This window comes from Saccharothrix xinjiangensis (assembly GCF_039527585.1).
GTDB lineage: Bacteria > Actinomycetota > Actinomycetes > Mycobacteriales > Pseudonocardiaceae > Actinosynnema > Actinosynnema xinjiangensis.
This window is the reverse complement of sequence record NZ_BAAAKE010000015.1, coordinates 150,739-161,339: the sequence shown is the minus strand read 5'-3', so window position 1 is coordinate 161,339 and position 10,601 is coordinate 150,739. Positions and strand designations below refer to the sequence as shown.

The following is a 10,601-nucleotide window of genomic DNA, read 5'->3' as shown; positions in this document are numbered from 1 at the left end:
CACCCTCCCTGCGCCACCCTCCCCAACCTGGCCTCCCCAACCTGGCCTCCCCAACCTGGCCTCCCCAACCTGGCCTCCCCAACCTGGCCTTCTTCCTCTCGGCTCTGCTCTCCTCTCCTCCCGGTTCCGCTCTCCCGCGTTCGCTCAGCGGACGTTCGCGGTCGCAATTTGTTGGCCGTCCGAGCGTCCCTTTCCGGTGATCAGCCAGTCTCGATGGGTGAGCGGGCGGGTCGGAGGCGGAGGTGCGGGTCATGCCAAGCGTGATGGCGGCGCAGTACGGTGAGGACCGGCGGATAGCTGACTCGGGAGGTCCGACCCTGGCCGGCAACGCTGTGGAGAGGCCGCCGGGCGGTCGGGTCAACGGCGTTCCGACCGATCGGGTGTCGAGTGCTGCCCGGGGTTGGGTGGGGCGGTACCGGCAGGTGGCGTTCGACGTGGCCGCCGTGGCGATCGCGGCGCTCGACGTGTGGCTGCGGGTGGTGCCCGAGGCCGAGACGTACAACTACGTGCTGTCGGCCTTGGCGGTGGTGGCGGTGGCGCTGCGCCGCCGGTTCCCGTTCCTGGTGGTGCTGGTCACCGCGCCGGGGTTCCTGGCCGGGTGGGCGCAGCTGGCGGCGATGATCGCGCTCGGCACGTTGGCGCGGCGCAGGCTGCTGTCGACGCAGACGTTCATCGGCGCGGGGCTGGTGTGGTTCAGCCGGTTCTTCCTGTGGCCGCCGGCCGAGTTCGTGGAGCTGGACTGGAAGACCCACGTCCACAACGCCATCTACGGGTGCCTGGTGGCGGGGATGCCGATCGCGATCGGGCTGCTGGCGCACGCGCGCGAGGAGCTGTCGGCGCGCATCGCCGAGCTGGCCGCGAGCCGGGAGCGGGAGCGGTTGCTGCACGCGCACACCGTGCGGGCCGACGAGCGGGCCCGGCTGGCGCGCGAGATGCACGACGTGGTGTCGCACCAGGTGAGCCTGATCGCGATGCAGGCGGGCGCCCTGCGCGTGGCGGCGGACGACCCGAACGCGCGGCAGGTGGCGGGCACGATCCGCAAGCTGAGCACCCGCACCCTGGACGAGCTGCGCCAACTGGTGAGCGTCCTGCGGACCACGAACGGCGACGACTCGCCCCAACCGAGGATCGAAGACCTGCCACAACTGGTGGCCACCGCGGGCTTCCCCACGACCCTGACCGTGCACGGCGAGGTGTCGACCCTGCCGGCCCCGGTGTCGGGCGCGGTGTACCGGACGGTGCAGGAGGCGCTGACGAACGTCCGCAAGCACGCCGGCGGCGCGCCCACGAGGGTGCTGGTCATCGCCGACGCCGAGGAGCTGCGCGCGGAGATCCGCAACGACCACCCTCGCCACCGGCAGGAGACCGGAACCCTCCCCGGCGGCGGCCACGGCCTCATGGGCCTGCGCGAAAGAGCCGCCCTGCTGAACGGGGACTTCGCCGCGACCCCCACCGAAGACGGCGGCTACCTGGTCCGCGTGACGTTCCCGGTGACCAGGACGCTGAACACCTGACCCGACACACGATCGGGTGGCCGATGTACGGAAACACCGTTACGGCCATCGGTTGGAACATGAGGAAACCCGACCACACCCCTCGGCCACCGCAACCCCGCCCCCACCACCGGCGACCACCACCAGCGAGACCACCACAGCCCCCGCCATGGCAGCCCCCCGAGCCTCGCACCAGCACCCGCACTGGCATCGCTGCCGCCGCCCACAGCACCCGCACGGCCGGCCGCCACACGGCCCCGGCCATCTGCCCGCCGCCCCCTGCCCGGCACCCCACAGACCGACACCCACGGCCCGACACCCACGGCCCGACACCCACGGCCCGACACCCACGGGCCCGGCACTCCCACGGCCCGGCACCGCCGCTACCCCACCAGCTGAACCCGCACCCGCCCCCAAGCCCGCGTCCGCGCCCGCACGGTCACCCCACGCGCCCAGGCAACGGCCGAACAATGCGTTGGGTCGCCTCGGGATCGGCAGGCGGCGGCGCGTCGTCGGTGTCCGGGTTCGGCGTCAGGCAGCCCAGCACGAACGCCACGACAGCCGCGCCCAGCACGATCGGCACCTCCAGGGCGGGTGAGAGGGACACGAACCGCAGCACCGACAGCGAGACCACCGCCACCAGCCCGGTCCCCACCCCCGCGGGCAGGAAGCGGGCCGCTCGCCGCCACCGGTTGGGCGGCAGCCGTCGACGTGACAGGGCCAGCAGGACGCCGCCCCAGGCCAGCACGGTCAGGCCGAACACCGCGAGCCCGAACAACCCGTACACCGACCACGTCGAGCCGCGGACGTCGCCGATGGTCTCGGCGGAGCCGATGACGTCCCGGTTGGCGTCCAGCACCTCCAGCGAGGTCGGCACGAAACCGGTCGCCTGCCCGCCCACCTGGCTCACGTCCAGCACGAACGCCCGCGTCACGCTCTGCCTCCCCGGCACCTCGAACGGCAGGGTGGTGTCGTAGGAGAAGAAGGTCAGCGCCAGCGCGCCGCCGGACAGCCGGATCGACTTGACGTGCCGCACCACGTCCGTTCCATTGTGGACGGTCACCTCGATGCGCGGCGAGGTCGTCGGGTCGAGCACCAGCGGTTCCTCGCCCACCGGTGTTCCGTCCACAGTGGCGTTGACGGTGACCGACTCGCCCTGCGCGACGGCCGGGGCGACGCCGAGGGAGGTCCCGCACAGGAGCAGTAGGACGAGGCTGCTCATAATGCGTCTCACAGGGCACCTCTGAGTGGGGAAGGTCGACATGCGATCGGCAGGAACACTAGCTCTACTCGGCGCCCTGGCCTACGGCGTGGCCGCGCTCGTGGCGACACCGGTGTCCGCCCAACCGCGGGCCACCGCCACCGCGTCGCCCGACACCGGTCCGGCGGGCGCGTCGTTCACCGTGAGCTGGGCCGACCTCTACCTGGACCCGCGCTGTGCCAACCGCACGGTGCAGCTCGTCTGGGACTCGGGCCAGGTCGTCGGCACGGGGCGGCACGGGGATCGGGGGCGCGGTTCCGGCACCGCGACCGTCCCGGCGGGGGCGGCGCCGGGTCCTCACTCGGTCACGGCTCGCCCGCTCTGCGCGGCCACGGGCAGTCCTGCCGACACCTTCACCGTGACCGCCGCGCCGACCACCACGAACCCGGTCACGACCACGACGACCGCTCCCCCGGCCGCCACGACGACGACCGGTTCGCCGAGGACGACCAGCAGCTCGACGACGACCACGACCACCACCACGACAACAACGACCACGACGACAACGACGTCGTCCGGCAGTTCGTCCGCCCCCGCGACCACGCCGTCGTTCGAGGGTGACGGCGCGCTGACCCTCGACAAGGACAGCGTCCAGCCGGGTCACGCCCTGACCGCCACCGGCACCGGGTGCACGCCCGGCTCCGAGGTGAAGCTGACCTCGTTGGACGAGGACGTCGGCGCCACGAGGGCCGACGCGTCCGGGACCTTCAGCGCCGACGTCGAGTTCAGGACCGTCCAACCGGGTCGTCACGTCATCCGGGCGGACTGCGGCATCGTGCTGGTCGGCAGCGTCGACGTGGCCCTGACCAGCTCGACCGGTGGCGCCACGGCCGCTCTCGTGGTCCTGTTCGTCCTGCTCGGCGCCTTCGTGGTCGGCCGCCAGTTCACCGGGCTGTTCGCCAGGCGGACCTGATCGCGGGGTCGTCCGGGTGCGGCAACGGCCCCCGTGGGATTCCCACGGGGGCCGCTGTCACCTCAGGTCCCTTCCCGACTAGGGCTCTTCGCGCTGCTTGCGCAGCTTCATGAGCGCCTCTTCGAGGATCGCCTCGCCGTCCGCGTCGGAGCGGCGCTCCTTCACGTACGCCAGGTGCGTCTTGTACGGCTCGTTGCGCGGCGGAGCAGGGGGTGCCTGCTCGTCGCGCCCCGCCGGAAGACCGCACCGGGGGCAGTCCCAGTTCTCCGGGATCTCCGCCTCGACCGCGAACGACGGCCTGGACTCGTGCCCGTTCGCGCACCAGTACGACACCCGACGTCGGGGCGCGGACTCGCCGCGTTCCGATTCGCCCATCGGGCCTGCGCCGACGCGGGTACCGCGAATCGCGTTACCACCAGCCATCGACCCTCACACCCCCACCACGTGGTTTCCCTGTCTGCCGGACCGAAGCTCGGACCGAGGAGAGCTCGGTCAGAGCTTCATGAGCAGCCCGGTGCCCACGATGGCGATGACCCAGATCGCGCCGACGAACAACGTCAGCCGGTCGAGGTTCTTCTCCACCACGCTGGAACCGGACAGGCTCGACTGCATACCGCCGCCGAACAGCGAGGACAGACCGCCGCCACGCCCGCGGTGCAGCAGCACCAGCAGGATGAGCAGCAAGCTGGAGACGATCAACAGGATCTGAAGGAACAGGATCATTTCATCCTCGCTGTCAGGCAGGTGACGCCACAGAGTACCCGGTCAACTGCCGACCGTGGACCACTGCCGTGGGAGTGCGTGTCAATCACATCAGGGTAGAGGGCCACCCGCGGCGAGCGCGCAGAGCTTGGCGAACTCGTCCGCATCCAGGCTCGCACCACCCACGAGGGCGCCGTCGACGTCCTTCTGGGCGATGAGCTCGGAGATGCTGCCGGACTTGACCGAACCGCCGTAAAGCACCCGAACGGCCGAAGCGACGTCCTCGCCGTGCAGCTCGGCGAGCTTGACGCGCAGGGCGGCGCAGACCTCCTGCGCGTCGGCCGCCGAGGCGACCTTGCCGGTGCCGATGGCCCACACGGGCTCGTAGGCGATGACGACCTTGGCCACCTGCTCGGCGTTCAGGCCCTTGAGGCCCTCGACCAGCTGGGTGGTGCAGTGCGCGACGTGGTTGCCCGCCTCGCGGACGTCGACCTGCTCGCCGAGGCAGAAGATCGGGGTGATGCCGTGCTTGAGCGCGGCCTTGACCTTCTTGTTGACCAGGGCGTCGTCCTCGTGGTGGTACTCGCGCCGCTCGGAGTGGCCCACGGTGACGTAGGAGCAGCCGAGCTTGGCGAGCATCACGCCGGACACGTCACCGGTGTAGGCGCCGGAGTCGTGCGGCGACAGGTCCTGCGCGCCGTACTTGAGCAGCAGCTTGTCGCCGTCGACGAGGGTCTGGATGGACCGGATGTCGACGAACGGCGGCAGCACCGCGACCTCGACCTTGGCGAAGTACTTCTCCGGCAGGGAGAAGGCGATCTTCTGCACCAGGGCGATGGCTTCGAGGTGGTTGAGGTTCATCTTCCAGTTGCCCGCGATGAGGGGCTGGCGCGCGGCCATCAGTCCTCCAGCACCTTCACGCCGGGGAGTTCCTTGCCTTCGAGGAACTCCAGGGATGCGCCGCCACCGGTGGAGATGTGCGAGAAGCCGTCCTCGGGCAGGCCGAGGGCGCGCACGGCCGCGGCGGAGTCGCCGCCGCCGACCACGGTGAACGCGTCGCTCTTGACGAGGGCCTCGGCCACGGCGCGCGTGCCGCCGGAGAAGGCCTCGAACTCGAACACGCCCATGGGGCCGTTCCAGAACACGGTCTGCGCGTCGGCGAGCTTGCCGGCGAACAGCTCCCGGGTCTCGGGGCCGATGTCCAGGCCCTCCCGGTCGGCCGGGATGGCGTCGGTGCGCACGACCTCGTGGGACGCGTCGGCGGCGAACTCGGTGGCCGCGAGCACGTCCACGGGGAGCACCAGCTCCACGCCGCGCTCCTCGGCCTCCTTGAGGAAGCCGCTGACCTGCTCCAACTGGTCCTCCTGGAGCAGCGACCGGCCGACCTCGTGGCCCTGGGCCTTGAGGAAGGTGTAGGCCATGCCGCCGCCGACGAGGAGCCTGTCGACCTTGGAGAGCAGGTTCTTGATGACGCCGAGCTTGTCGGAGACCTTCGCGCCGCCGAGCACCACGACGTAGGGCCGCTTGAGGTCGTCGGTGAGCTTGCGCAGCACCTCGACCTCGGCCAGCACGAGGCGGCCCGCGTAGTGGGGCAGCTTCCGGGCGACGTCGTACACCGAGGCCTGCTTGCGGTGCACCACGCCGAAGCCGTCGGAGACGAACGCGTCGGCCTTGGCGGCGAGCTCGTCGGCGAGGGCGGCGCGCTCGGCGTCGTCCTTGCTGGTCTCGCGCGCGTCGAAGCGGATGTTCTCCAGCAGCACCACGGAGCCGTCGGAGTCGGCGGTCCCGGTGCCGATCACGACGTCCTGGCCGAGCAGCTCGCCGAGCCGCGCGGCGACGGGCGCGAGGGAGAACTTGGGGTCCGGCTCGCCCTTGGGGCGGCCGAGGTGGGCGGCGACGAGGACGCGGGCGCCCGCGTCCACGAGCGCCTTGAGCGTCGGGACCGACGCGCGCACGCGGCCGTCGTCGGTGATCCGGTCGCCGTCGAGGGGGACGTTCAGGTCGGCGCGCACCAGCACGCGCCGACCTGACACACCCTCGCTGAGCAGGTCTTCGAGAGTCTTCACAGCGAGCGTCCCGTACTTCGTCAGAGCTTGCCGGCGACGAGGTTGACCAGGTCGACGAGGCGGTTGGAGTAGCCCCACTCGTTGTCGTACCAGCCGACGACCTTGACCTGGTTGCCGATGACCTTGGTCAGCGGCGCGTCGTAGATGCAGGACGCCGGGTCGGTGACGATGTCGGCCGACACGATCGGGTCCGTGTTGTAGCGCAGGTAGCCCTTCAGCGGGCCCTCGGCGGCGGCCTTGTACGCGGCGTTGACCTCGTCCACGGTGACGTCGCGGCCGACCGTGACGGTCAGGTCGGTGGCCGAGCCGGTGGGCACGGGCACGCGCAGCGCGTAGCCGTCGAGCTTGCCCTTCAGCTCGGGCAGCACCAGGCCGATGGCCTTGGCGGCGCCGGTGCTGGTGGGCACGATGTTCAGCGCGGCGGCGCGGGCGCGGCGCAGGTCCTTGTGCGGCGCGTCCTGGAGGTTCTGGTCCTGCGTGTAAGCGTGGATGGTGGTCATCAGGCCACGCTCGACGGTGAAGGAGTCGTGCAGCACCTTGGCCAGCGGGGCCAGGCAGTTCGTGGTGCACGAGGCGTTCGAGATGACGGTCTGCGAGCCGTCGTACTGGCCCTCGTTGGCGCCCAGCACCACGGTGAGGTCCTCGTTCTTGGCCGGGGCCGAGATGATGACCTTCTTCGCACCGCCCTCGTCGACGTGCTTCCGGGCCACGGTGGCGTCGGTGAAGAAGCCGGTCGACTCGACGACGACGTCGACGCCCAGGTCCTTCCAGGGCAGCTTGCCCGGGTCGCGCTCGGCGAGGGCCTTGATGACCTTGCCGTCGACCGAGATGCCCTCGTCGGTCACCGCCACCTCGCCGTCGAGGCGGCCGAGGATGGAGTCGTACTTGAGCAGGTGAGCCATCGTGTTGACGTCACCGAGGTCGTTGAACGCGACGATCTCGATGTCGTGCCCGCTGGCCTGAACGGCGCGCCAGAAGTTGCGACCGATGCGGCCGAAACCATTGACACCTACGCGAACCGTCACGGTGGGTCTCCTCGATACTCGACTGGCGATAGGAACGCCAGGGGCGTGCAGTCATGGGCTGACCAGGCAGCCGTTGGTCAGCCTAGCCTCCGCGTTGAGGCCCTGGTCACTCGCACCACCAGGATCTCTTTATCGAGCAAGAAAATCCAGCTCGACCGCATTGTTACCAGCAGGTAACAGACTTCGGGGTGCGGCGGGGCGAACGCCACCCGGGATTTCCGGCCGAAGTGGGACCCGGGTCACACCCGGGGTCCGGTCAGACCTCGGCCTCCAGCATTTCCGCGGTCACCGCGGACTCCGTGTCGGGCATGCCCAGCTCCCGGGCGCGCTTGTCGGCCATGGCCAGCAGCCGCCGGATCCGGCCGGCCACCGCGTCCTTGGTCATCTGCGGTTCCGACAGCTGGCCCAGCTCCTCCAGCGACGCCTGCCGGTGCGCCAGCCGCAGCGCGCCCGCCGCCGCCAGGTGGTCCGGCGCCTCGGCGCCGAGGATCTCCAGCGCCCGCTGCACGCGCGCCGCCGCCGCCACCGCGGCCCGCGCCGAGCGCCGCAGGTTCGCGTCGTCGAAGTTCGCCAGCCGGTTCGCCGTGGCCCGCACCTCGCGGCGCATCCGGCGCTCCTCCCAGGCCAGCACGCTGTCGTGCGCGCCCAGCCTGGTCAGCATCGCGCCGATCGCGTCGCCGTCCCGGATGACGACCCGCTCCGCGCCGCGCACCTCGCGCGACTTCGAGCCGATGCCCATCCGTCGCGCCGCTCCCACCAGCGCCAACGCCGCTTCCGGCCCCGGGCAGGTGATCTCCATCGACGACGAGCGGCCCGGCTCGGTCAACGAGCCGTGGGCCAGGAACGCGCCGCGCCACGCCGCCTCCGCGTCGCACACGCCGCCGGACACCACCGGCGCGGGCAGGCCGCGCACCGGGCGGCCGCGGGGGTCGAGCAGGCCGGTCTGGCGGGCCAGGCCCTCGCCGTCCTTGACCACGCGCACCACGAACCGGGTGCCCTTGCGCAGACCGCTGGAGGTGATGGTGAACACGTCCGACTGGTGCCCGTACAGCTCGTGGATCTCGCGGCGCAGCCGCCGGGCCGTCGAACCCAGGTCCAGCTCCGCCTCCACGACCACCCGGCCGCCGACGATGTGCAGCCCGCCCGCGAACCGCAGCAGGGACGCGACCTCCGCGCGGCGGCAGCAGGTCTTGGAGACGGCCAACCTGCTCAGCTCGTCCTTGACCGCAGACGTCATCGCCACGGTGCCTCGCCTTCCCTGGTCGTGCGTTCTTCCTGCAGGGTTGTACTCGACGCCCCACCGGTCCCGTCAGCTGGGCTGCCCAACGCCCGCTGGATGCTCAACGCCAGGGCGGCCGGGTCGTGGCGGTCCGGCGCGCCGTCCACGGCGACGGGCGCGAGGAGCGCCTCGGCCCCCAGAGCTGCGGCGGCCCGCCGCAGGCGGTCCGGGACGGGCACCGCGCCGGTGTCCGCGACCACCGCGTCCACGCGCAGCCCCGGCGCGTGCTCGCACAGCACGTCGAGGTGCAGCTCCGGGGAGAAGCCGGCGGTTTCGCCCGGTTGGGGGACGAGGTTGAGCACCACGACCTTCTTCGCGGTGGTGCGCGCCAACGCGTCGTGCAGCTCGGGCACCAGCAGGTGCGGCAGCACGCTGGTGAACCAGGAGCCCGGCCCGAGCAGCACCACGTCCGCGCCCAGCACCGCTTCGACGGCCTCCGGGCAGCCGCGCGGCGCCTCGCCGGGACCGCCCGGCCCGTGCAGCCGGATGCGCCGCACCCGGCCCGGGGTGGTGGCGATCGCGACCTGGCCGCGGATGCGGCGCACCACGTCGGCGTCGTCGTCCAGCCCGGACACGTCCGCCTCGATCTCCAGCGGCTCGGTGCACATGGGCAGCACGCGCCCGCGCACGCCGAGCAGCCGGGCGGCCTCGGCCAGCACCGCCACCGGGTCGCCCAGCTGCTCCAGCAGGCCCGCCAGCACCAGGTTGCCCACCGCGTGCCCGGCCAGCGCGCCCGTGCCGCCGAACCGGTGCTGGAACAGCTTCGCCCACATCGCGCTGGCGGGGTCCTCGCCCGCCAGGGCCACCATCGCCTTGCGCAGGTCGCCGGGCGGCAGCAGGCCCAGCTCACGGCGCAGGCGGCCGGAGGAGCCGCCGTCGTCGGCGACCGTCACCACGGCCGTCACGTCGTCGGTCACCCGGCGCAGCGCGGTGAGCGTGACGTGCAGGCCGCGCCCGCCGCCCAGCGCCACAGCTGTCCAGCTCACTCGCGTCCCAGGTCCCGGTGCACGACCTTGACCGCCATGCCGTCCTCGCTGGCCAGGCGCGCGGCCAGCTCCTCGGAGATGGCCACGCTGCGGTGCTTGCCGCCGGTGCAGCCCACCGCGAGCGTCAGGTACCGCTTGCCCTCGCGCCGGTAGCCGGCGCCGATGAGCCGCAGCAGCTCGTGGTAGCGGTCCAGGAACTCCTCCGCGCCCTCCTGGGTGAGCACGTAGTTCCGCACGTCGCCGTCCAGGCCGGTCTGCTCGCGCAGCTCGGGGATCCAGAACGGGTTCGGCAGGAACCGCACGTCCATGACCAGGTCGGAGTCCATCGGCAGGCCGTACTTGTAGCCGAACGACAGCACGGTGACGCGCGTGCGGGTCGCCGCCTCGGTGCCGAAGGTGTCCTCGATCTTGTTGCGCAGCTGGTGCACGGACAGGCCGGAGGTGTCCAGCACCAGGTCGGCCTCCTCGCGCAGCGGCGTGAGCAGGACCCGCTCGGCCTCGATGCCGTCCGCGAGGCGACCGTCGCCCTGGAGCGGGTGGCCGCGGCGGACCGACTCGAACCGGCGGATCAGCACCGCGTCGGTGGCCTCCAGGAACAGCACCTTCGGCTTGTAGCCGCGGGCGTCGAGGTCCTTGATGATCGCCGCCAGGTCGTCGGTGAACGCGCGGCTGCGCACGTCCATGACGACCGCGACCCTGGTGATGGCGCCCCTGGCCTGCGCGCCCAGCTCCACCATGGTCGCGATCAGCTCGGGCGGCAGGTTGTCCACCACGAACCACCCGAGGTCTTCCAGGCACTTGGCGGCGGTGCTGCGGCCCGCTCCGGACAGGCCGGTCACCACCGCGACTTCGATGCCGGACTTCTCGCCGGCCGGT

Annotated in this window: 11 protein-coding genes; 2 read left to right on the top strand and 9 right to left on the bottom strand. The window is 71.8% G+C overall.

All coding sequences use genetic code 11. From position 1 onward, the window contains the following. Positions 1–251: 251 nt before the first annotated feature. On the top strand, positions 252–1,514 hold the full coding sequence (locus tag ABD223_RS26875; protein ID WP_344039307.1) for a sensor histidine kinase: 1,263 nt from the start codon (positions 252–254) through the stop codon (positions 1,512–1,514). A gap of 418 nt (positions 1,515–1,932) precedes the next feature. Here ABD223_RS26875 and ABD223_RS26870 read toward each other — a convergent pair whose 3' ends face one another. After that, positions 1,933–2,715, bottom strand: a complete 783-nt coding sequence (locus ABD223_RS26870) for a hypothetical protein (protein ID WP_344039306.1) — start codon at positions 2,713–2,715, stop codon at positions 1,933–1,935. Positions 2,716–2,755: 40 nt separating this feature from the next. Here ABD223_RS26870 and ABD223_RS26865 point away from each other — a divergent pair, with 40 nt between their 5' ends. Beyond that, entirely contained in the window at positions 2,756–3,667 is a 912-nt protein-coding gene (locus tag ABD223_RS26865; protein WP_344039305.1) for a hypothetical protein, read from the top strand. A 78-nt stretch (positions 3,668–3,745) separates the two neighbouring features. Here ABD223_RS26865 and ABD223_RS26860 read toward each other — a convergent pair whose 3' ends face one another. The 8 genes from ABD223_RS26860 to rapZ all read right to left on the bottom strand — a co-directional run bounded on the left by ABD223_RS26860 (position 3,746) and on the right by rapZ (position 10,579). After that, positions 3,746–4,090: an RNA polymerase-binding protein RbpA gene (locus tag ABD223_RS26860; protein ID WP_344039304.1), complete on the bottom strand. Its 345-nt coding sequence runs from the start codon at positions 4,088–4,090 to the stop codon at positions 3,746–3,748. 69 nt (positions 4,091–4,159) lie between these two features. Next, on the bottom strand, positions 4,160–4,390 hold the full coding sequence (gene secG, locus ABD223_RS26855; RefSeq protein WP_344039303.1) for a preprotein translocase subunit SecG: 231 nt from the start codon (positions 4,388–4,390) through the stop codon (positions 4,160–4,162). Positions 4,391–4,480: 90 nt separating this feature from the next. Next, positions 4,481–5,269: a triose-phosphate isomerase gene (gene tpiA, locus ABD223_RS26850; protein ID WP_344039302.1), complete on the bottom strand. Its 789-nt coding sequence runs from the start codon at positions 5,267–5,269 to the stop codon at positions 4,481–4,483. After that, complete coding sequence (locus tag ABD223_RS26845; protein ID WP_344039301.1) at positions 5,269–6,435, bottom strand: phosphoglycerate kinase; 1,167 nt, start codon at positions 6,433–6,435, stop codon at positions 5,269–5,271. The genes tpiA and ABD223_RS26845 overlap by 1 nt, the downstream gene beginning before the upstream one ends. A 20-nt stretch (positions 6,436–6,455) precedes the next feature. Beyond that, positions 6,456–7,460 carry a type I glyceraldehyde-3-phosphate dehydrogenase gene (gene gap, locus ABD223_RS26840; protein WP_344039300.1) on the bottom strand — a complete coding sequence of 335 codons (1,005 nt, stop codon included), beginning with the start codon at positions 7,458–7,460 and terminating at the stop codon, positions 6,456–6,458. 256 nt (positions 7,461–7,716) lie between these two features. Next, entirely contained in the window at positions 7,717–8,703 is a 987-nt protein-coding gene (whiA, locus tag ABD223_RS26835) for a DNA-binding protein WhiA (protein ID WP_344039298.1), read from the bottom strand. Beyond that, positions 8,694–9,725: a gluconeogenesis factor YvcK family protein gene (locus ABD223_RS26830; RefSeq protein ID WP_344039296.1), complete on the bottom strand. Its 1,032-nt coding sequence runs from the start codon at positions 9,723–9,725 to the stop codon at positions 8,694–8,696. The genes whiA and ABD223_RS26830 overlap by 10 nt, the downstream gene beginning before the upstream one ends. Continuing rightward, positions 9,722–10,579 carry an RNase adapter RapZ gene (gene rapZ / locus ABD223_RS26825; RefSeq protein WP_380648505.1) on the bottom strand — a complete coding sequence of 286 codons (858 nt, stop codon included), beginning with the start codon at positions 10,577–10,579 and terminating at the stop codon, positions 9,722–9,724. The genes ABD223_RS26830 and rapZ overlap by 4 nt, the downstream gene beginning before the upstream one ends. Positions 10,580–10,601: the final 22 nt, after the last annotated feature.

Bases quoted from the DNA above. Each gene is read 5' to 3' on its own strand.
- ABD223_RS26875 (WP_344039307.1), top strand. From the start codon at position 252: ATGCCAAGCGTGATGGCGGCGCAGTACGGTGAGGACCGGCGGATAGCT.
- ABD223_RS26870 (WP_344039306.1), bottom strand. From the start codon at position 2,715: ATGAGCAGCCTCGTCCTACTGCTCCTGTGCGGGACCTCCCTCGGCGTC.
- ABD223_RS26865 (WP_344039305.1), top strand. From the start codon at position 2,756: ATGCGATCGGCAGGAACACTAGCTCTACTCGGCGCCCTGGCCTACGGC.
- ABD223_RS26860 (WP_344039304.1), bottom strand. From the start codon at position 4,090: ATGGCTGGTGGTAACGCGATTCGCGGTACCCGCGTCGGCGCAGGCCCG.
- secG (WP_344039303.1), bottom strand. From the start codon at position 4,390: ATGATCCTGTTCCTTCAGATCCTGTTGATCGTCTCCAGCTTGCTGCTC.
- tpiA (WP_344039302.1), bottom strand. From the start codon at position 5,269: ATGGCCGCGCGCCAGCCCCTCATCGCGGGCAACTGGAAGATGAACCTC.